Below are 21909 nucleotides of genomic sequence, written 5' to 3' on the forward strand. Positions count from 1 at the left end.
GTTATTTAAAGCAAGTCTAAATAAAAGGAAGGTGTTTTATTTAAGATAAACCAATTCAAACTAACCGATATTTTTATGAAGAAATACACATTTAAGAAATTTATAAACGACCTTCATCTATGGGCCGGTTTGGGTAGTGGCATTATTCTCTTTTTGGTATGTTTGAGTGGTACGATACTCACTTTTGAAGAGGAGATAAAAGCGGCATTTTCAGAAGAGTTGATAGTTGATCCCAATGGTAAAGATCTATTGACCGTAGAAACGTTGAAGCAACAGTTGGAAAAAGAGGGGACGGTCAGCAGTGTAACCATACCCGAAGAAGAAAACGGGTTATACGTCTTTTCGGTAAAAAGCGATCCAAAACAAAGAAGGGGTACTACTTTTTATGTGGATCCTTATACGGGAGATTATCAAAAACAACAGAAATCCTCTTTGGACGGATTTTTCATGTCTATGTTCAGATTGCATCGTTGGTTACTGTTAGATACTGAGATCGGTAGGCCTATCGTAGGGGTTGCGACCTTGATTTTTCTTTTCCTTTCTATAAGTGGGCTTTATTTGTGGTTTCCTAAAAAGCTTAAATGGAAAAACCTTAAATCTGGGTTTAAAATCAAGTTTTCTGCTAATTGGAAACGTATTAATCATGATTTGCACAACACACTGGGGTTCTATGCTTGTATTTTCTTGGTCGTAATGACCTTGACAGGTCTTTGTTGGTCTTTTGAGTGGTATAGAGATGCTAGTAGTGCCGTACTCGGAACCAAAGTTTTCGGGGCCAGGGGAGGTGGTCCAAAATTTGAATCGGCGGTAACCGAAGATCAGAAGCAATTATCGATTTCAGAGATTATAAAAATTACCAACAAGGAATTGGACTATAATGGGGAAACCCGGGTTTCTTTTCCACCTTCAAAAAAAGGGGTTTATTCCATATCAAAAACAGGAGCTTCTTCTTTTTCACCCGTTACTTCCGATAAATTGATATTGGACAAGGACGGAACCATATTGAATAAAGAGATTTTTAGCGAAAAACCATTAAATGTTCAGATAGCATCTTTGATCAAACCACTTCATACGGGAAATGTATTTGGTACATTTTCTAAGATAATATACTTTATTGCTTGTTTAATTGCGACGAGCCTTCCTGTAACCGGCACCTTGATTTGGTGGAACAAGCTTCAGAAGAAACGCAAAAAAAAGACAAAAGATATAAACATGGCAAGAGCCGCTTAGTCTATTTTTTGGTGTCAATTGCCAACATAAATTCTTCATGGTTTATATATTAATTCTACACTTACGGCATTACTAATGTTGATAAGGGTGTAATGGGTTGATATCGTGTCGGGTATATTTTGAAGTATGCCTTGTGGGGATTCACAATTTTAACGAAAGCCTTTTCTGTTTCTATTGTTTATTGTTCTTAGTGGGTTTAATAAGTATCATACAAAGTTTACTTTTTGTGATGTTGTGGCATTATATTTTAAATAGCGCTCCAAATACGGTATCTTTGATACGTGATTTTTATAGTCTAAAAGCAATATTATTATTTAAACAACTATTTACTAAATGAATCAAGAAATAGATCAATTAGCCGCAGATAATATTAGGGCGTTGGCCGTAGCTATGGTAGAAAAAGCAAACTCTGGCCACCCAGGTGGGCCAATGGGCGGAGCTGACTATATGCATATCTTATATTCGGAATTCTTTAATTATGATCCGGCGGATATGCACTGGCCATTCCGTGATCGTTTTTTTATGGATGCCGGCCACCTTTCTACACTGATGTATGCCCAATATTATTTGTTAGGAAATTTTAAAAAGGATGATATTGCCAATTTTAGACAATGGGGTTCTGTAACACCGGGTCACCCAGAAGTTGATGTGGCCAGGGGAATAGAGAATACTTCTGGGCCTCTTGGTCAGGGCCACACTATGGGAGTGGGAGCTGCGATCGCCGCTAAATTTCTTCAAGCCCGTTTTGGGGATTGGATGAACCACAAAATATATGGTTTTATCTCTGATGGAGGTGTACAAGAGGAGATTTCTCAAGGAGCAGGGCGTATTGCGGGTCATTTGGGACTGAACAATTTCATCATGTTCTATGATGCCAATGATGTGCAATTGTCATCAAAGACAGACGAAGTAACCTCAGAAGATACAGCTAAAAAATATGAAGCTTGGGGCTGGAAAGTAATAACTATTGATGGTCATGATCACGATCAGATCAGAAAAGCACTTACAGAAGCCAATGCCGAAACGGAGAAACCAACATTGATCATTGGCCATACCATAATGGGCAAAGGATGTGTTACCGCAGATGGGTCAATGTACGAAGGTTATACGGAATTGCACGGTAAACCGATCGGGGGAACCGGAGCGGACTATACGAAGACTTTAGAAAACCTAGGTGCCGATGTAGACAATCCTTTTGATATATACACAAAGGTTGCAGAATACTATGAAGATGTAATCGGTAGAAAAAAAGCTGCGGCTCATGCGAAGAAACAAGAGATAGATACATGGAGGTCCGAAAACGCCGAGCTTTCGGCTAAGTTGGACAGTTTCTTTGATGGAAAATTGCCGGAACTTGATTTTGGTTCAATTGTTCAAAAAGAAGGTCAGGCGACAAGAGCGGCCTCTTCTAACGTATTGGCATATTTAGCGGAAAACGTGGAAAATATGATCGTTTCTTCCGCAGATTTATCCAATAGTGATAAAACAGATGGTTTCCTTAAGAAAACAACGGTACTCAAAAAAGGAGATTTTTCAGGTGCTTTTTTACAGGCAGGTGTCGCTGAGTTGACCATGGCCTCTATTGCAAATGGTATTGCCTTGCACGGCGGTATCATACCGGTAGTGGCGACTTTCTTTGTTTTTTCGGATTATATGAAACCGGCCATTCGTTTAAGTGCGATACAAGAATTACCTGTTAAGTTTGTATGGACACACGATGCATTTAGGGTAGGGGAAGACGGACCAACACACCAGCCAATAGAGCAAGAGGCACAAATTAGGTTGTTGGAGAAATTAAAGAACCATAGCCATGAGCAAAGTTTTGTGGCCTTGCGTCCGGCCGATTCACAAGAAACCAATGTTGCGTGGAAAATGGCAATGGAAAACCAGAAAACACCAACAGGTCTAATATTGTCCAGACAAGGTATAAAGGATATACCGGCACAGTCGGGTAGCCGATATGAAGTTGCATTGGGAGCTGAAAAAGGAGGATATTTGGTGAAAGAAGTGAGCGATCCCGATATCGTTTTAATAGCAAATGGATCTGAAGTGGCTACTTTGGTAGCTGCCGCAAAGTTATTGGAAGAAAAAGAAAATTTAAAAGTAAATATTGCTTCTATCCCTTCTGAAGGTATTTTTAGACAACAAACAAAAGAATACCAAGAAAGTGTGATACCAAGTACTAAACCAGTGTTTGGTTTAACTGCAGGTTTACCGGTGAACTTAGAAGGTTTGGCAGGCCCTAACGGAAAAGTGTTCGGACTAGAACATTTTGGTTATTCCGCGCCTGCGACCGTATTGGACGAGAAGTTCGGATTTACAGGGGATCAAGTATATGGTCAGGTAATGGAGTTTTTGAAAAAGTAATAAACAATAAAAAAGAAGAAGATGAAATTTTTTATAGATACAGCGAATTTAGAAGATATTAAAGAGGCTCAGGATATGGGTGTTTTGGATGGCGTTACTACAAACCCATCCTTGATGGCAAAAGAAGGTATTACTGGAGCAGAAAATATTCTTGAGCATTATAAAAAAATATGCAGCTTGGTAGATGGGCATGTAAGTGCGGAAGTAATTTCTACCGATTTTGAAGGTATGGTGGAAGAGGGAGAAAAATTAGCGGCCCTTAACCCACAGATCGTTGTTAAACTGCCTATGATCGCTGATGGTGTAAAGGCTTGTAAGTATTTTTCTGACAAGGGTATCAAAACAAATGTAACCTTGGTATTTTCCGCGGGTCAGGCATTGTTGGCCGCTAAAGCTGGAGCAACGTATGTTTCTCCATTCATAGGTCGTTTGGATGATATTTCAACAGATGGTCTAGGACTTATCTCCGATATCAGGTTAATTTATGACAACTATGGTTTTGAAACCGAAATATTGGCTGCTTCCGTAAGACACGTAATGCATGTATTGGATTGTGCCAAAATAGGTGCAGATGTAATGACAGGCCCATTGTCCGCAATTAAAGGACTTCTAAAACATCCTTTGACAGATATAGGTTTGGCCAAGTTCTTGGAAGATTACAAAAAAGGGAACTAAGAATTTACTAAATATAAAAAGCACCTAGCTCTTAGAGTTAGGTGTTTTTTTATGCTTTTTTTAGAAGTCAAAAACCAAATCCTATTTTCACGTGTACACTAAAAACTAATAATTTGTGAGTAATACGGGTATACTTGATGGTTAATCCTCAATACATAATGTTTAAATTTACAAAGCAACCAAAAACTTATAATTCGTGCGGTACTATTTCAAGATTTTGACATTGTTCGTTATTTCTTTTTTTATACAAAATTGTAAATCGGATAAAAAAACAACACATGAGAAAGTAGAAACACTTGAAACTACAGATGCTGAGGTTCTCAATTTTACAGAAAAGGATGTATTGGTCAAAAAGCCCGATAGTCTAAAAACCCCTCCTGGTATGGTATGGATACCTGGAGGGAAACTTAAACAAGGGGCTGTAGATCAAGATAAAATGGCGATGGAACATGAAAAACCGGCAATAGATGTGGTAGTGGACGGATTTTTTATGGACATTACGGAAGTAACCAATGCCCAATTCAAGAAATTTGTTGACGAAACAGGGTATGTTACGACCGCAGAAAGAGCTATTGATTGGGAAGAATTAAAAAAGCAAGTACCCGAAGGAACAGAAAAACCGCATGACTCTGTTTTGCAGCCAGGAGCACTTACCTTTAAAAAAACAAAATCCTCGGTGCCCAACCTATATGATTTTTCGCAATGGTGGGATTGGACTATAGGTGCCGATTGGAGGCACCCTAATGGCCCAAATAGTAATATAGATGGTAAAGATAATTACCCTGTGGTTCAAGTTTCTTATGAAGATGCCTTGGCATATTGCGAATGGGCAGGTAGGCGTCTGCCGACAGAAGCGGAGTGGGAGCTGGCCGCAAGGGGAGGAAATGAAGGAACAACGTTCTTTTGGGGTGACGATAGTACCGTATTGCAAGAAAGAGCGAATACCTGGGAAGGGGAGTTTCCCGTTACCAATACCAAAGTAGATGGATACGAACTTTGGGCGCCCGTTAAGTCGTATCCTCCAAACGAATATGGACTTTATGATATGGCTGGCAATGTGTGGGAATGGACCAGTGATTGGTACAATGCCAATTACTATAAGAACGTGAAAGCTACAGGTGCCGTATTAAAGAATCCAACAGGGGCCCTAGAGCCATTTACGCCCAATAACCCCTATGCCAGAGAGAAGATCATAAAAGGAGGTTCTTTTTTATGTAGTGCATCCTATTGTGCTAGTTACCGAGTGTCCGCTAAAATGGGGTCTAGTACAGATTCATCGTTGGAACATACAGGTTTTAGGACCGTTGCGACTGTTGAATTGTTAAATAAATAGTACTTTTTTGTTAAGTATTTAAGACCTCGGTTTAATCTGTACTGGTTGTGTAGGCTAAGGTCTTTGTTTGTTTTAAAATAAAGATTAATACCTATATTTTTGATATTGAGAACCTTAAGTTTGTAATTGTTTATAAATTGGATTACGGACGCTTTGTTTATGAAAAACGTTGCCTTTTTAAAATTACTTTCTACATGGGTATGTACTTCTGATAACGCTTTATTGTTCTGTGAAAACTTTTAATAACTTAGCTGTAAGGTTTTTATTCAAAAAGCTACTTTTGTATTGGTAAGAATAGATTGAATATAAATATTATGTCGGAAGCAATAGAGAGAATTAAAACATTGATTATAGGGTCTGGTCCTGCTGGATATACAGCTGCTATTTATGCGGCCAGAGCCGATTTAAAACCTGTAATGTATACGGGAATGGAGCCAGGGGGGCAATTGACAACTACTACGGAGGTAGACAACTTTCCTGGTTATCCAGAGGGTATAGACGGGCCTTCTATGATGGCTCAATTGCAACAACAAGCAGAGCGTTTTGGTACAGAGGTGCGTATTGGAATGGTAACAGCGGTCGATTTTAATGAAAAACCGGGAGGTATCCATAAGGTTACGGTAGACAACGATAAACAGATCGAGGCAGAGACAGTAATTATTTCTACAGGCGCTTCTGCAAAATATCTAAATATCCCTAGTGAACAAAAACTAAGGGGAGGCGGTGTTTCGGCATGTGCGGTTTGTGATGGCTTTTTTTATAAAGGGCAAGATGTGGCAATAGTAGGTGCCGGTGATACGGCAGCGGAAGAAGCTTCTTATTTGGCCAATATTTGTAACAAAGTAACCATGTTGGTAAGAAAAGACCACATGAGGGCATCAAAAGCAATGCAGCATAGGGTAAAGAGCCTTAAGAACATTGAGATAAAATTCAATACCGAGGTCGATGAAGTTTTAGGTGATCAGGTGGTAGAAGGACTAAGAATGGTGAATAACCAAACAGGTGAAAAGGAAGAAATAGCGATTACCGGTCTTTTTATAGCTATTGGGCATAAGCCGAATACCGATATTTTTAAGGGACAGTTAGACATGGATGAAACGGGTTATATAATCACCAAGGGAAAATCTACCAAAACTAACATTCCAGGAGTGTTCGCCGCAGGAGACGCCCAAGATAAAGAGTATAGGCAAGCAATTACGGCTGCAGGTACCGGTTGTATGGCAGCTTTGGATGCCGAGCGATATTTAGCTACGATAGACTCTATGGAAGAGACTATGGCAGATGAAGTATAGTTATTAGAATTATTTTATAAAGAAAAAGCGCCTTTTTAAGGCGCTTTTTTATTAGGAACATATTGTTGGCCCTAATCTATTCTTTTGTAGTTTTCAGAAAAGGTTCTATTACCCTGGTCGTCCAATGTTATTTGACTGTAATTATTTTTATCAAGTATTAGTTCAAATTTGAAAACCTGAACCGTATCTTGAATTTTCATCATTTCGGCAGAGCCGTACTCCAATCGTTCCTCAAGTTCGTTCTCTGTATTGTGATACGACCCAAAACCAAACCATTCGGCCGGATCATCCGGTGAATATCTGGTCCACATAACTTTACCTTTACTGTAAATTTTTATCTGTCTATAACCATTGATATTAAAAAGCGTATCCGTTACACCAGATTCGTCATAATTATATCGGTTAATAAGCTCCCAGGTTCCCTCTAAGGAGTAATTGCTCTGTAGTTTTGAAGAAGTGGTACTGGTGAGTGATACCAATAACAGCATCAAAAAAACCAATCCAAGTATTTTTTTCATGGCCTAATTGTTTAATGATTATTAATACCATAAAAGATACAAATTAAATTAATAATTTAATAATAAATTAACTACTTTATTGAGAATTATTTATTACACTTCATTTTTGTAAATCACTAAAAAAACTATTCAGAACGCTTGTTAGTTTTTTAATGTCTTTGGTAGAATGGGCGGCCGATATTACAATGCGGCTCATTGTTTCAGAAGTAGACTTTGGGTAATTAAAGTTGGTAACAATTATTTTATGGTGTTCTAAGTATTTCACCAGTTCTATATTTTGAAAAGTAAAGGTTGGATGGCCGTTCATGTACCTAAACTTTTTTAATGAGGTCATTTGAGACAAGAACAACTCAATATTGTTTCTTAAGAGGGCCCTTCTTTTAGCATAAATCTTTTCAGCTTCTATAAAAGTTGCCATGGCGCTGGGGCTTGCAGGACTGGCACCGCCAAAAAAAGAGGTGTTTTCCATGGCTGCAATAGTTGTTTTGTCTCCCAAAACCGCTCCTGCCTGTATAGCGAATCCTTTGCCTAAAGAGCAACAGACAAGAAGTTGTTTGGGGCACAAAGCCTTTAGGGCATTATAGACTCCACAACCGTTTGCACCAACGATTCCGATGCCATGGGAATCATCGGCGACTATAATCATTTCTTTGAGGGGAAGAATTTTTAAACTTTCAAAATCGGGATAGCTTCCACCAGAAAAGTCTATCGTATCTAAAAATAAAACCGGGGTTTTGGCATTGGGGTCGTTAAGGTAATTTCTTACTGCAATATTTAAACTGGCGTAGGTGACATAGTTCTTCACCTTATTGCGAAATAAGGCAGAATGGGTATTTGGGGCATAAAATGGTTTACATGGGTTTTTGTGGATAAACTCAGAAACAAACTGTCCGGCCAAGTAACCTGATGATAGTGTTAAGCAAGCTTCACTTCCCGTCAAATCTGCCAGATAGTTTTCGGCATCTTCAAAAATGGAAAAACGAACGTTCGATTTTCTTGAAGCACTGTAATTGGTACCGTATTGCTTTATGTTCTTAATAAAAAGATCTTGAAATTCTGACTCTTCCTGTAACCCTAAATACGATGTTCCACCAAAATATAAATATTGGTTTCCGTTGGTATTTATTACCCTTCCGGGAAATTTATCTATATAAATAGCCATTATATCATTGTTATGCCGCTACCTGCCATTGCAGGAAATATGACTTGTCCGTCAGCTTTTATCTCTACACCATGGGCTATATCCTCTTTTAAGAGTAAGGCGCCGTCCATATCTACATAATCTAGTTGTGGCAATAGTTGTGCAATCGCAGAAATGCCCACGGTAGACTCTGTCATGCAACCTACCATTACCTTTAGGCCTAGTTCTTTTCCTTTCTTTATCATTCGAAGGGCAGGGGTGAGGCCTCCGCATTTGGTCAGTTTTATGTTGATACCATAAAAGTGTAACGCACATTTTTCTACATCTTCTTCTACAATACAGCTTTCATCGGCGATTACAGGTAGTACGCTATGGTGTGTTACCAGTTCCATACCTTCCCAGTCGTCCGCCTTTAATGGCTGTTCTAAAAACTCTACCCCCAAATCTTTTAAAAGAGGGGCGTTATGTATGGTTTCTTTGGCGGTCCATGCACAATTGGCATCGATCCTAAAAATGGCATCCGAATGCTCTCTCAACTTTTTTACAATGGCAACATCGTCATCTGTCCCTAATTTTATCTTATAGATGGGCCAGGGCATTTCCATCATTTTTGATAGCATTTCGTTTATTGGTGCTATACCAATAGTGTAATTGGTGGTAGGGTAATGATCGTTATTTGTATCCCATAGTTCATATAAAGGTTTGCCTTTAATTTTTCCATAAAGATCATGGGCGGCCAGATCCAATGCGCAGATGGCAAAGTTTGTTAGGCCCTTAGAACTTAAAAATGCATGGAATTCTTCGGGTAGATCAAAATTAAAATCCTCTATTTCTTTTCTGATAGATTCTATTTCGGCCATCATGCTCTGTACCGTAATCTTGTAATATGGATTAGAGGTAGCTTCCCCATAACCGGTATGTCCGTTCAATGAAAGACCTACAATGAGCGTGTCTTGAAAATCGTGCGATTCCCTTGAAATACTAAAAGTATGCTTTAGGGGGAGTATGTACTTTTTAAGATGTATTTTCATAATACTAAGATAGGGATAAGCCATTTACCGAAAAATGAAAACCCGTTGAAATTTCAACGGGTTTTGTAGATCAGTTGGTTTTATAGCTAACTCTAATATTTATGGACACTGCCCGAAACTGATTTATTCTTTTTTACCGTAGCCTCGCCAGAATAGGAAATATTGGCACCGCTACTGGCATCGGCGGTAAGTAGATCGGATACGTTTACACTAATGTTAGCACCGCTACTGCCATCGGCCCTACATTCTTTAGAAAGCAAGTTTTTAGCATTGATATTGGCGCCGCTGCTTCCATCTACATATACTTCTCTTGCCTTACCTGCTATTTCTATGTTGGCACCACTACTGGCATCAATGTCGATTTGGTCCGCGGTGACCTCTATATTGGTTATGGAGCCACTGCTAGAGTCAATATTGATATCATCACCTTTTATCGTGTTTTGAGTGGTTAAATGTGCACCACTGCTACTTTGCAAAGATGTTACGTCCGGTAATGAAACAAATACCTTTTTTGTGGCCCTACCTATATTTTCTATGGCATGTATCTTAAGTCTTCCGTTTTTTATATCTGTACCTATCAGATCTATGATATTTTCGTCCGCCTCTACGGTAATGCTAAAATCATCGTCTTGGGTAACATAAACATCTAGACCTTCGGAAGCATGTATGGCGGTAAAGTCATCGGTAATTTCTCTGGTTTCTTCAACAACGGTTCCGTTGCCGGCTTTGCCAGATCCAAAATCGCCGAAGTTAATGTCAAAACCGCACGATGATAAAAAGAGTGCGAGAAAAAGAGCAATGGTAATTCTAATTATTGTAGTCATGATTGTTTGTTTTTAGATTGATTGTTATTTGAATGATGTAAAGGTGTTGAACGTAAGGTGTTTTTCAAAATCCTTACGGACGAATTGTCGAATTTTATAACCGAGCTGTAATGATCTGGGTTATCGGTTTTGTTAATTTATTTTCTGATCATCTATTTCTTCTGAATTAATATTTACCGAGCCTTTGTTGGAATCTATGTTAATGTCTACCTGTTCCTCATCATTGTCCTTGGCCTTGATCCGAACCCCTTCTTCGTCTATTTTCATTTTAAAGGATTCTCCGTTCTCATCATTGAATTTTATGTCCACGCCTTGCCCGTTAATACGGATGCGATTATTGCCTTCGTCTTCTTCCTCGTCATCCATTTCTTCAGGGCAATCCAGACAGGTAAGTTCGTTGTCATCTGTCATTTTCCAGGTATACGTGTCCAAATAGTCCTTGTCGTTATCGGTATCGGCTCTCATGACCCAGCTACGCCCATCACCTTTGTCGTACGTAAGAATGGTACCTACGGGAACAAAAAGGTTTACGCGCACTTCTTGATCATTGAATTTGCTGTGTCCGGGAGTTTCCAGAAAATTGTTCAACTCTATATGATTGCCCTCTACTTTATAATGATACGCAATTTGCTCGGCGGTTTCTTTTGCTTTTATAAAAGATGGTCCGTTGGCCTCTTTTCTGATCTCGATACGAAAGATAGAGTCTTTTGACTTTCTTATGCGAAACCTAACATCTTCGGAGACCAACAATTTATCGCCATTGTCGTCATGTGTGATCATCATATGGCCCATATGTATCTTGTTGTCGCTATCATGATCATGGGTCGCCAAGCTAATACGCAAGGTATCGGCCGGGTTTTGGACCATGATTTCTTTCTCAGTGGTAGAACTGCCCGAATAGGCGTGTGATGCCGCTTCTCTAATTCCGAACACGATCAGTAATATCAATGAAATCAACCACAGGCCCAATAAGCTGAACTTGGCTATGTTGCCTATAGATTTTAAATTGGTGACCAAGATCTTTAAACCTAGATATAGTAGAAAGAAGAAAGGAATACCTACCACAAAGAATGCCAGTAAAGAAACCAACCAAATGGGTAGGTTGCTAGAGTTGACTACATGGTAAAAGTCAATACCGGGAACATGCACCATATCTAATATACCTACAGAAATCAATCCTATAAAAAGCCCTATAAGGGTAGAGGCGCCTATAATGATTAATAATATGCCTATTAGCTTTCCAAAGATCCTGAAGAAGAACATTATAATGTCTCCAATGGTATCAAAAAACGTTTTTCCCCCTTTTTTGACGGTATTGCCCACTTTTTCATAGTCAACACTTTTTACACGATCCGCAACGTCATCAAAACCCTCTTTAACTTTACGTTCAATATTGCTTATGTTCACGGCTTCCCCTCTCATGTCCAATTTCTGGGCCGTGGTAACGGCTTCGGGGATCAAGATCCAAAGAAGGCCATATAAGAGAATGAACGATCCTGCGGACCCAATGGTCAAAAAGATCCAAAGCAAACGAATCCAAATAGGATCTATGCCCAAATAATGGGCCAATCCAGCAGAAACACCGGCCACATATTTATGGTCTATATCTCGATATAATTTTTTTACCCTATTTGGGGAAGACTTGGCTTTCTTGGATTTAGGTTCGTCCTCAAAAATATCTTCGTCCACCATATAATCTTCTGGCTGTCCCATGATGGCAATAACCTCGTCTACTTCTTTTTGGGTAATTACCTGTCTTTCGTTTTCTAATTTCTCGTAGAAAAGTTCTGCAATTCTAGCTTCTATATCGGCCAATATTTCATCGCTGCCCGGTGTATCGGCAAAGGAACGCCTTATAGATTCTAGATACCTGCGCATTTTATTGTATGCATCTTCATCTATATGGAAGAGCATGTTGGCTAAATTTATATTTACGGTCTTGTTCATTTTCTTAGTTGTTTTTTTTGTTGGTAACCAGATCGGTGGCTTTTCTCAATTCATCCCAAGTGGTGTCCAGCTCTTTTAGAAAAAGTTTGCCGGTCTCGGTCAGGGTATAGTATTTTCGTGGTGGTCCGGATGTGGACTCTTCCCAACGGTAGTTTAGCAGCCCCGCATTTTTTAATCTTGTCAATAGCGGATAAATGGTACCTTCTACCACCAGCATTTTAGCGTCTTTTAGCGTATTTAAAATTTCGGAAGCATACTTGTCCTGTCCGTTAAGGATGGACAATATGCAGTATTCCAAAACCCCTTTACGCATTTGCGCTTTTGTATTTTCTACGTTCATAATGTCTTTTTTCTTTTTATGCAGTCCCAGCTCCTGTGGGTATTGCGCCTTCTTTTCTGTACTGGTCTGCATGTGTTAACGGTTCGTTTTTTGATTGATGAATAAACATCCTTTTTTGATTTGATTGATAAATAGACTCCGAAGGGTGTGATGAAGACCCTGATTATTTTTTAGTGTAAACTGATTACCCTGCTCATTACCCAGTTGGTATCGTTTTTTTTCCAGATAACAATAAACTTGCTAGGTTCAGATATGGCATTGGGTTCTTGGTTGTTGTGAAATTGATGCATGCCTATCTGTACTGCACCAAAATCTTTGATCGGGTGTACTTCTACACTTTCCTCTAACAAAGTTCTGGTTACTTTTCCGCATATATTATTTTCTATACTTTTTAAAAGCTCGGTTTTATCGGTTGCCAACCCGCCCATGTCATGATAAAACTCAAGGTCTTCGTCATAGAACTGTTTTTGGGTTTTCATATCACAATTGTTATAGGCCGTAAAATAAGCTTTGTCCAGTTTCATAATAGTTTTGTACAGTTCTGAATCTGTAGGGGCTTGTGCTTGTACCAGACTCGAAAAAAATGCCACGATCGTGAATATTATAATTTTTAATAGTGTCATTATTTTATGAATTTGATGGTTATAGGGTATTCGAACGTTTGTCCATCGTTTGTTCTAATAGTGGCCAAAATGGTATAAACTATATTGACCACAAATAAGGCCCCTTGTAATAAACCGGTAATGCCAATGGGCAAAAGCCAGGTACCGAACCTAAAATCGTCACTGTCAAAATGAATGTTTAGATTGTTGAAATTGTTTAGTCTTAAAAACCCGAAATGCTCAAAGTCAAAAATATTGGGGAGAAAACCGAAAAAGAACGGAATACTTATAAGTCCCAAAATAATAGAGTAGAGTAACAGGCTTATTTGAAAATTTAAAGCCTGTTTTCCGTTGTGGTCCACAAACTCATACTCTTTCTTGTTAGCGGTCCATAATACCAACGGGACGATGAAGTTTCCGAACGGAATAAAAAATTTAGAAAACGTACTCGCATGTATAAGTGCGGAGAGATTTCTTTCGTGTTTGGTTACTGTTTCTGTCATAGTTCGTTCTTTGCTGATGATTGATTGATGTGTTACTATGTTTAGACTAAATATGTTGATAACATAATAACTTACAATGCAAATATATATCTAAAAGAAGGTACTATGCAACACATAGTACTAAAAATTAACATAGTATTAACATTTTAAGATGTAGTTTTTTATCAATACTTTTAGCAAAAATTAGTATAGAGATGCCTACGAACATTAGTAAATTCAATACGTTTATGTTTTTTAAGTTGCCTTCTGCATGGTGGTGCGGGGTGCGATTGCGATATATGGATAAAGAGAAGGCAATAGTGTCCGTTAAGTATAAATGGTTTAATCAAAATCCGTTTAATTCTATGTTTTGGGCCGTACAAGGTATGGCTGCCGAGCTTACCACTGGGGCAATGATGATGGACCAAATAAAGGAAACAGGCAAAAGAATTTCGATGTTGGTGGCCAATAACAAAGCTAATTTTTCAAAGAAGGCCACGGGCAAAATTACATTTACCTGTGAAGACGGTCATAAAATAAAAGAAGCTTTGGATAAGACTATTGCCACTGGGGAAGGACAGACCATATGGATGAAATCTATTGGGGTAAACGAAGATGGGGTAGTGGTAAGTACTTTTGATTTTGAATGGACCGTTCGGTTAAAAAGTTAAATATCCGTATTCTCATATTTTACAATATTTCATATTACAATCTACCTTGTAGATAAATACAATGTTAAGGTTTGTACAAAAAAAGTGGTTGGTAGATAAAACAACTCTTTTGCTCTACACAGTTTTACGGGATATCTATTATGATTGATTCTACTTTAAATTTTAAACACTTTTACGGTGTTTAGAATAAATTGGTTTGTTCTAAAGACAACTAAAAAAGTAGGATTGTTTTATGAAAAAAGTTTTGATTTTTTTATCGTTGGCAATAGGTAGCAGCGTTATCTATGCCCAAGAAACGGACGATGTGTACATAAACACACAATTTCTTCCCTCTGCCGATGTAGGCAGTTTTGTTAAAATGGAAGCAGGAATCTCTGTTCCGCTTTTAAATACAAGTAAAGACAAGCTTTCTATCGGAGGCTACTTTCAAAATAACAGTTTAAATTTTGAGGATAAAAATGTTCCTTTCGAAACAGATGACATCGAAACATTCAATGCCTTTGGTTTAAAATTCAATTATCAAAGAAGCTTATCTAATAACTGGGCCATTAATTTTATGGGAGGATCACAGATTTCTTCCAATTTTGACGAAAGTGAAATTAAATCGGATGATATATTCTTTAATGCACTGGTAACCGTAGATAAATTTAATGAGGAAAACAACACTCAATGGACCCTTGGTGCAACATATGATATAAAGTACGGTCTGTACTTCCCGATACCAATCGTTACCTATGCAAAAAGAATAAGTGATGCATGGGCCTATAAATTGGGTGTGCCCGACAGCCGGGTAAAATGGACCTTATCGGATCATCATAATTTTGAGGGCTTTGCCACCTTGACCGGGTTTACGGGTAATATAAACGATGAGATAGAAATTTATAAAGAAGATTATGAGGGAACGTTGAGGCAAACCACCGTTTTATTGGGATTAGGTTATAATTATACATTTTGGGACAATTTTAAAGCAACCGTTAATGGTGGATATTCGGTATACAACCATATGCAGGTTCAAGATTACGACCATGATGAAATTTATGATTTTGATATTTCTAACAGCCTGTATATAAGTGCAGGTATTAAATATACCTTTGATAACAAGACCAATATAAAGAGTGTTTACTAATTACTATGGTATATACACGAGCTTAGATGTGTAGGGCAATAGCCTTCCTGTTCGTATCTTTTTTTTGCATTTTAATAAAGCAAAGTAGTTTTTGTAACAAAAATTATCATTTTGCTACTGATGTTATAAACCTTAAAACATCGATCTTAAAATGAATGCACACGAAATAGACTACGAGATTTACGGAGAAGAAATGCAATATGTAGAAATAGAGCTGGACCCACAAGAAGCCGTGGTGGCCGAGGCAGGTAGCTTTATGATGATGGACACCGATATAAAGATGAATACTATTTTCGGTGATGGAAGCAATCAAGATAATAGTGTTCTGGGCAAAATATTCTCTGCAGGAAAAAGAATGTTGACCGGAGAAAGCCTTTTTATGACCGCATTTTTAAATATAGGTCAAGGTAAAAAGAAAGTAAGTTTTGCCTCTCCTTACCCGGGTAAAATACTTCCCATAGACCTATCGGAAATGGGAGGTAGGTTCATTTGTCAAAAAGATGCCTTTCTCTGTGCGGCAAAAGGGGTTTCTGTAGGTGTCGAATTTTCTAAAAGACTGGGGCGTGGTCTTTTTGGTGGTGAAGGCTTTATCATGCAGAAATTGGAAGGTGACGGTATGTCGTTCGTACATGCAGGAGGTACAATGGCCAAGAAGACATTGGCCCCTGGAGAAGTTTTAAAGGTAGACACGGGCTGTATTGTTGGTTTTACCAAAGATGTAGATTATGATATTGAGTTTGTAGGAGGTATTAAGAATACGATATTCGGAGGTGAAGGACTGTTCTTTGCAACCTTAAGGGGTCCGGGTACCGTGTATATCCAATCATTGCCATTTAGTAGGCTTGCCGGTAGAGTTTTGGCTTCTATACCAAGAGGCGGTAAAGACAAGGGCGAAGGTAGTATTTTAGGAACTTTAGGAGATATTGTTGGTGGGGATAATAGGTTTTAGTGTATAGATTATCTTTTTTTGCATCAAATTGATAACAAAGAGTATTTGATGTCTATGAACTTTAAAAACCAAATCGAATTTCTAAAGCAACTCCAGAAAAACAATTCGAAAGATTGGATGGACGCCAATCGAAAATGGTATCTACAAGTACGTGATGAGTATATCGATTGGCTCAATAGTATGAATATTAGACTATCTTCCATCGATGCTGAATATTATGATACACCGGGAAAAAAAGGAATCAATAGGATCAATAATAATCTTATGTTCCATCCTAATAAACCTGTTTATAAAGATCATTTTGGAGCAGGTTTCGATAAGAGACCAAAAACGGCTGATTTCTATTTTGAGTTGGGAATAGACAGGTGCATTTTTGCGGGCGGACTTTGGAGACCAGAACCTAAAATATTAAGAAGTGTGCGAGAGGCTATCGATTATGACGGGGAAAACCTTGAAAAAATATTAAATAAAAAGTCCTTCAAAAATCGTTTTGGAGGACTTTATAAAGATGTAAAACTAACGAACGCACCTAAAGGTTTTGCAAAAGACCATAAGCATATAGAGTTGCTGAAAAATAAAACTTTTGCCGTAGCCCAAGAGTTTTCCACAAAAGAAACCTTTAATAACAACTTTGATGATATACTAGTGGAAGCATATGTTGAAATGTTGCCCTTTAGGCGTTATTTAAACAAGGCCATTACCGTTTAGCTAGTTACCGGAGTCGGAAGCGGGAATCAATCTGGCACTTAAGTCAGGGGTTTCCATATCCTTATCCAAAGGAAACATAGGTCTTTTTATATTTTTATAACCAAGACGTTCGAGGTCTTGGTCGACTCCGCCAGGGGTCAATGCCATTATCCAATCTCCTCGCATATCGTATAATTCAGGAACTAGATATCCTATTTTGACTACGACGATATCGGTTTCTGTAGGTTTAAGCCCCAAATCGGTGAAGTCGCTCTTATGATGGTATGGCTTTCGTTTTTTGGTAACTATAACATGTACGCTGCCTATTTTAACGACGACCTCTACTTCTGCATCGCGGTCTCCTTCTTTAATGGCTTCAATAGTTCCGGTTAGGAGTAAAGGCGGGGCAAATCTATCGTCCACCGCGGCACCTGCCAAGGCACTTATATTACCACCAACACCTATTTCCAATGCTTTCTCTACAAGTTCTGGCCCTGGTATGGAAGCATAGATCAATGATGGCCCGTTATCAGTTTTAAATTCAGGGCGATTTAATATCTCCCGCAACGTCCATGTAACATCACCGGCACCACCAGCCGTAGGGTTATCGCCCATATCACTGATCATAAACGGCTTTTTATCACTATTAAGCGCCATTTTTAGGCTTTCGTCCAATGTGGCCACGGGGGCAACAAACTCAAACTCGTTACGAACATCCCAAAAGGCTTTGGCCAATTTCTCGGCTCCGGTAGTTACCTTTTCCTTATCATCTCCCGTAACCATTATCACGGCATGGTTTCGGGGTTCATCTGCCCATGCATAACCGATCCATATGGCAGCATCTATAACCCCATCTTGATCGGCAACTTCTGGTACTTTGGCATACAGGCTCTTGCCGGGCTCTATACGTGTGCTAGTCTTTTCGCCAGGAAGCAAAATAGGTACGGGTACCCAAGCTTTGTATGCAGGTTTGCCCTTACCGCTTTCCAATCGTTCCAATAGGTTAATTATTGAACGCTCTTTTGATTCCAGGGCATCTTCATGCGGTGCCATGCGATAACAGGTAATCAAATCGCTGTGTTTGGCCAAAGTTTCAGAAACATTTCCGTGTAGATCCATAGAAGTAGAGACAACAACATCGGGGCCGATCACTTCTCGGATACGTTTTATAAGGTCACCTTCGGCATCTTCTAACCCTACCACGCTCATGGCACCGTGTATGTCAAAAAAGAGTCCGTCATAAGGCCCGTTTTCCTCAAGCATTTTTAAAGTTTTCTGAACCATTGATTCGTAGGCTTCGCGAGTTACGATACCCCCGGGCAAAGATTTGCCCAATAGGGTTGGTACCCAATCGGCACGCTTTCTTATATCACTGCCTTCGTCAAAAAAGTGATATCTGCCAAAAATAGAATCCCCGATTCTGGCATGAAAGGCCTCTTCGCCGGTTTGCGCTGGTGAAAAGGTACTGGATTCTATACCCAGTCCTGCAATAGCTATTCTAGGAAGGTCACTTTTGGTGACATTGTCTTTTTTCTGCTCTTTGCAGCTGAAAATCGATAAAACAAGTAGAAGTAAGTAAATGTGTTTTTTCATTTTGGTTTTATTGGTTCTTTAAAAGTACTATTATTTTTCTTTTTGTTAGAGAGGCCGTTTATTGCCATTTCTTCTATTAATGATATATTTGATTGTCAACTTTTAATATTTATGGCCAACTTTAATATAGATGCAAAAAGGAATAGGACCTATGATGCTATTGTCATAGGTTCAGGAATAAGTGGAGGATGGGCTGCAAAAGAGCTGTGTGAAAAAGGTTTGAAAACTCTTGTTCTTGAGCGTGGGCCTATAGTAGAACATGTGGTAGATTATCCTACAATGAATTTGGATCCGTGGGATATGGAACTTAGGGGTGGACTAACACCCGAAGAAAAAAAGAAACATTATAAAAATATACGCTCGGGGTGGGTAGGTAAAGATACCGAACACTTTTGGGCCGATGATGAAGCTAATCCATATACCGAAAAAAAACCTTTTTTATGGTTAAGAGGACACCAAATGGGGGGTAAATCACTTTTGTGGGGTAAACAGACCTACAGATGGAGCGATATTGATTTTGAGGCCAATGCCAAAGACGGACATGGTGTTGACTGGCCTATACGATACAAAGATATTGAGCCTTGGTATACGTATGTAGAAAAGTTTGCAGGTATTAGTGGAGAAGCTCTTGGTTTACCTCAATTACCAGATAGCCATTTTCTGCCGCCTATGGAATTGAATTGCGTAGAGAAATATGTAAAGGAAAGAATAGAAAAGAATTTTGCCGGTAGAAATATGACTATCGGAAGGGTTGCCCATCTTACAAAGCCCATGAATGGAAGGGGGCAATGCCAATACAGGAATAGGTGTAGTAGGGGCTGCCCCTTTGGTGCCTATTTTAGTAGTAATGCGGTTACATTACCAGCAGCTAATGCAACGGGAAATTTAACCATTAGGCCTTATTCCATTGCACAAGAAGTTATTTATGATGATAAAAGAGGAAAGGCTACGGGAGTGCGGATCATAGACGCTGAAACCAGTGAGGTATTGGAATATTCTGCTAGGGTTATTTTTGTAAATGCTTCGGCATTAAGCACGGCCCATATCCTAATGAAATCTACCTCTAACCGTTTTGAAAACGGATTGGGGAATGATAGTGGTGAGCTTGGCCACAATTTAATGGACCATACATATAGGGTAGGGGCCATGGGAAAAGTAGAAGGTTTTGAGGATAAATATTATAAGGGAAGAAGGCCCAACGGAATCTATATTCCAAGATATGTGAACATAGATGAAAATAGTAAGTCGGATAAATTTGTACGCGGTTTTGGCTTTCAGGGTGCTGGTTATCGTGGAGGCAATGCAGCCAATATAGAATCGTTTGGGGCAGAATTTAAGGACAGTATTTTAAAACCAGGTCCATGGGAATTTTTTCTGACCGGTTTTGCAGAATGCCTACCTTATCATGAAAATAAAATTACCCTTAATAGGGATGTTCTGGATAAATGGGGTCAACCCACATTGACAATCGATGCAGAGTTCAAGGAAAACGAAAAGGCTTTGAACAAACAAATTCAAGAGGATGCGGTAGAAATGTTGACAAAAGCAGGCTTAAAGGATGTTATGGGATTTGATAAAGAACATCCGCCCGGATACGGAGTACATGAAATGGGGACGGCAAGAATGGGGCGTGACCCTAAAACCTCGGTATTGAACAAATTCAATCAAATACATGCGGTAAAAAATGTTTTTGTAACAGATGGTGCTTGCATGACTTCTTCTTCATGCGTAAATCCATCATTGACTTATATGGCCCTAACGGCCAGAGCTGCCGATTATGCGGTTTCGGAATTGAAAAAATTTAATATTTAATCATGGATAGACGAAAAGCGTTAAAAAAAGCAGGATTAATTGCTGGAGCCACTATAACAATGCCATCCATGTTTTCTTTGTTACAATCTTGTAAGAACGAATCAAGGTTGGATTGGAAGCCTTTGTTTTTTACAGATATAGAGGCCAAAACGGTGGCTCTGTTAATAGATATGATCTTGCCCAAGACCGATACTCCCGGTGGCCTGGACGTAAAAGCGGATATTTTTATAGATAAGGTTATCGCTAAGTCCTATGATGAAGAAGAACAAAAGAAAATGAGAAGTGATATCACCGAGTTTAATGCTGGGTGTAAAGATAAAAAAGGTGATATTTTTATTGATTTGAAGGAGTCCGATAGAATTGAAATTTTAAAAGAAGCGGAGGCGAGTTCAGGTAAGTATAACCCGGGAGTTTGGGGAACCCATGTAGGTGAACAGGAACCTATAGGCTTTTATAGGTCTCTGAAATCCATGGCCATATGGGCTTATTTTACTTCTGAAGAAGTAGGTAAGAATGTGTTGAGCTATGATCCTATACCTGGAGTATTCGAACCTTGTAAACCATTATCGGAAGTAGGAAATCGTTGGAGTTTATAGGACTTGAACAAATTTTAAATTATAATTTTGCCGAATTCAAACAACGATGTGTGGATTCGGTTTTATTATTTAAAGACAATCTTTAAACATTACATATGCCCAATAATAAAATAAGAAATATAAAAAAAGAAATATTATCCGATAATTGGTACACCTTAAACAAGTTTACCTTTGAATATCAAAAGGATGATGGTACTTGGGAAAAGCAAAGTAGAGAGGCCTACGACCGAGGTAACGGTGCTGCAATATTACTGTATAATTCGAAAAAAGGAACCGTGGTGTTGACCAAACAATTTCGGATGCCCACTTATGTGAACGGTAATGATGATGGGATGATGATAGAGGTCTGTGCAGGCCTACTGGACGGTGATGCGCCCGAAGATTGTATTAAAAAGGAAATTGAGGAGGAGACCGGGTATAAAATTGAAAACGTACAACGTGTTTTTGAAACATACATGTCTCCGGGTTCGGTCACCGAGATATTATATTTGTTCGTTGGGGCCTATGAAGATCAAATGAAAGTAGGGGAAGGTGGTGGTGCCGAACATGAAACAGAGAATATAGAAGTAATGGAAATTACTTTCCAAGAAGCATTACAAAAAGTAAAAACAGGTGAAATCTGTGATGCGAAGACCGTAATACTTTTACAATATGCCCAAATTAAAGGCCTATTGTAAATAGCAATAGGCCTTT

21 protein-coding genes are annotated in these 21909 nt (G+C 38.8%); 12 read left to right on the forward strand and 9 right to left on the reverse strand.

Features of this window, described 5'->3' with window-relative positions:
- Positions 1–75 precede the first annotated feature (75 nt).
- The 5 genes from J8L85_RS09740 (at position 76) to trxB (ending at position 6897) form a co-directional block, all read left to right on the forward strand.
- The gene (locus J8L85_RS09740) at positions 76–1230 is read left to right on the forward strand and encodes a PepSY-associated TM helix domain-containing protein (protein ID WP_211016842.1); all 1155 of its coding nucleotides are present in this window, start codon (positions 76–78) and stop codon (positions 1228–1230) included.
- Between the two features lie 333 nt (positions 1231–1563).
- Positions 1564–3597 carry a transketolase gene (locus tag J8L85_RS09745; protein WP_211016843.1) on the forward strand — a complete coding sequence of 678 codons (2034 nt, stop codon included), beginning with the start codon at positions 1564–1566 and terminating at the stop codon, positions 3595–3597.
- 21 nt (positions 3598–3618) lie between these two features.
- Positions 3619–4272 (forward strand): fructose-6-phosphate aldolase, encoded by a 654-nt coding sequence (gene fsa / locus J8L85_RS09750; protein WP_047244988.1) that lies wholly within the window; start codon positions 3619–3621, stop codon positions 4270–4272.
- A gap of 196 nt (positions 4273–4468) precedes the next feature.
- Complete coding sequence (locus J8L85_RS09755; RefSeq protein ID WP_348771749.1) at positions 4469–5605, forward strand: formylglycine-generating enzyme family protein; 1137 nt, start codon at positions 4469–4471, stop codon at positions 5603–5605.
- A gap of 314 nt (positions 5606–5919) precedes the next feature.
- A complete protein-coding gene (gene trxB / locus J8L85_RS09760) occupies positions 5920–6897 on the forward strand; it encodes a thioredoxin-disulfide reductase (protein ID WP_211016844.1) in 978 nt (325 codons plus the stop codon).
- 71 nt (positions 6898–6968) lie between these two features.
- Here trxB and J8L85_RS09765 read toward each other — a convergent pair whose 3' ends face one another.
- The 8 genes from J8L85_RS09765 to J8L85_RS09800 form a co-directional block, all read right to left on the reverse strand.
- Complete coding sequence (locus J8L85_RS09765) at positions 6969–7415, reverse strand: hypothetical protein (RefSeq protein ID WP_211016845.1); 447 nt, start codon at positions 7413–7415, stop codon at positions 6969–6971.
- Positions 7416–7515: 100 nt separating this feature from the next.
- Positions 7516–8577 (reverse strand): pyridoxal phosphate-dependent aminotransferase family protein, encoded by a 1062-nt coding sequence (locus tag J8L85_RS09770; protein WP_211016846.1) that lies wholly within the window; start codon positions 8575–8577, stop codon positions 7516–7518.
- Entirely contained in the window at positions 8577–9587 is a 1011-nt protein-coding gene (locus J8L85_RS09775) for a dipeptide epimerase (RefSeq protein WP_211016847.1), read from the reverse strand. Before J8L85_RS09775 ends, J8L85_RS09770 begins: the two co-directional genes overlap by 1 nt.
- A 92-nt stretch (positions 9588–9679) precedes the next feature.
- Entirely contained in the window at positions 9680–10411 is a 732-nt protein-coding gene (locus J8L85_RS09780) for a head GIN domain-containing protein (protein ID WP_211016848.1), read from the reverse strand.
- Positions 10412–10543: 132 nt separating this feature from the next.
- Positions 10544–12358 carry a PspC domain-containing protein gene (locus J8L85_RS09785; RefSeq protein WP_211016851.1) on the reverse strand — a complete coding sequence of 605 codons (1815 nt, stop codon included), beginning with the start codon at positions 12356–12358 and terminating at the stop codon, positions 10544–10546.
- A 4-nt stretch (positions 12359–12362) separates the two neighbouring features.
- Positions 12363–12698 carry a PadR family transcriptional regulator gene (locus J8L85_RS09790; RefSeq protein ID WP_211018241.1) on the reverse strand — a complete coding sequence of 112 codons (336 nt, stop codon included), beginning with the start codon at positions 12696–12698 and terminating at the stop codon, positions 12363–12365.
- A gap of 170 nt (positions 12699–12868) precedes the next feature.
- Positions 12869–13321: a nuclear transport factor 2 family protein gene (locus J8L85_RS09795; protein ID WP_211016853.1), complete on the reverse strand. Its 453-nt coding sequence runs from the start codon at positions 13319–13321 to the stop codon at positions 12869–12871.
- Complete coding sequence (locus J8L85_RS09800; RefSeq protein WP_211016855.1) at positions 13321–13803, reverse strand: DUF4870 domain-containing protein; 483 nt, start codon at positions 13801–13803, stop codon at positions 13321–13323. The genes J8L85_RS09795 and J8L85_RS09800 overlap by 1 nt, the downstream gene beginning before the upstream one ends.
- A 194-nt stretch (positions 13804–13997) precedes the next feature.
- Here J8L85_RS09800 and J8L85_RS09805 point away from each other — a divergent pair, with 194 nt between their 5' ends.
- The 4 genes from J8L85_RS09805 to J8L85_RS09820 all read left to right on the forward strand — a co-directional run bounded on the left by J8L85_RS09805 (position 13998) and on the right by J8L85_RS09820 (position 17236).
- Positions 13998–14453, forward strand: a complete 456-nt coding sequence (locus tag J8L85_RS09805) for a DUF4442 domain-containing protein (protein WP_211016858.1) — start codon at positions 13998–14000, stop codon at positions 14451–14453.
- A gap of 232 nt (positions 14454–14685) precedes the next feature.
- Positions 14686–15579 (forward strand): DUF6268 family outer membrane beta-barrel protein, encoded by an 894-nt coding sequence (locus J8L85_RS09810; RefSeq protein ID WP_211016860.1) that lies wholly within the window; start codon positions 14686–14688, stop codon positions 15577–15579.
- Positions 15580–15730: 151 nt separating this feature from the next.
- On the forward strand, positions 15731–16528 hold the full coding sequence (locus tag J8L85_RS09815) for a TIGR00266 family protein (RefSeq protein ID WP_211016862.1): 798 nt from the start codon (positions 15731–15733) through the stop codon (positions 16526–16528).
- A gap of 54 nt (positions 16529–16582) precedes the next feature.
- Entirely contained in the window at positions 16583–17236 is a 654-nt protein-coding gene (locus tag J8L85_RS09820; protein ID WP_211016864.1) for a DUF2461 domain-containing protein, read from the forward strand.
- On the opposite strand, the gene J8L85_RS09825 is transcribed toward J8L85_RS09820, so the two are convergent.
- Positions 17237–18808 (reverse strand): M81 family metallopeptidase, encoded by a 1572-nt coding sequence (locus J8L85_RS09825; RefSeq protein WP_211016866.1) that lies wholly within the window; start codon positions 18806–18808, stop codon positions 17237–17239.
- A 111-nt stretch (positions 18809–18919) separates the two neighbouring features.
- On the opposite strand from J8L85_RS09825, the gene J8L85_RS09830 reads away from it, so the two are divergent.
- From J8L85_RS09830 to nudK, 3 genes are all read left to right on the forward strand, one after another.
- Positions 18920–20620 (forward strand): GMC family oxidoreductase, encoded by a 1701-nt coding sequence (locus tag J8L85_RS09830; protein WP_211016868.1) that lies wholly within the window; start codon positions 18920–18922, stop codon positions 20618–20620.
- A 2-nt stretch (positions 20621–20622) separates the two neighbouring features.
- On the forward strand, positions 20623–21216 hold the full coding sequence (locus J8L85_RS09835; protein WP_211016870.1) for a gluconate 2-dehydrogenase subunit 3 family protein: 594 nt from the start codon (positions 20623–20625) through the stop codon (positions 21214–21216).
- A gap of 95 nt (positions 21217–21311) precedes the next feature.
- Positions 21312–21893, forward strand: a complete 582-nt coding sequence (nudK, locus tag J8L85_RS09840) for a GDP-mannose pyrophosphatase NudK (RefSeq protein ID WP_211016872.1) — start codon at positions 21312–21314, stop codon at positions 21891–21893.
- Positions 21894–21909 lie beyond the last annotated feature (16 nt).

Origin of the sequence: Maribacter sp. MMG018, from assembly GCF_018100785.1 — a bacterium.
Lineage (GTDB): Bacteria > Bacteroidota > Bacteroidia > Flavobacteriales > Flavobacteriaceae > Maribacter.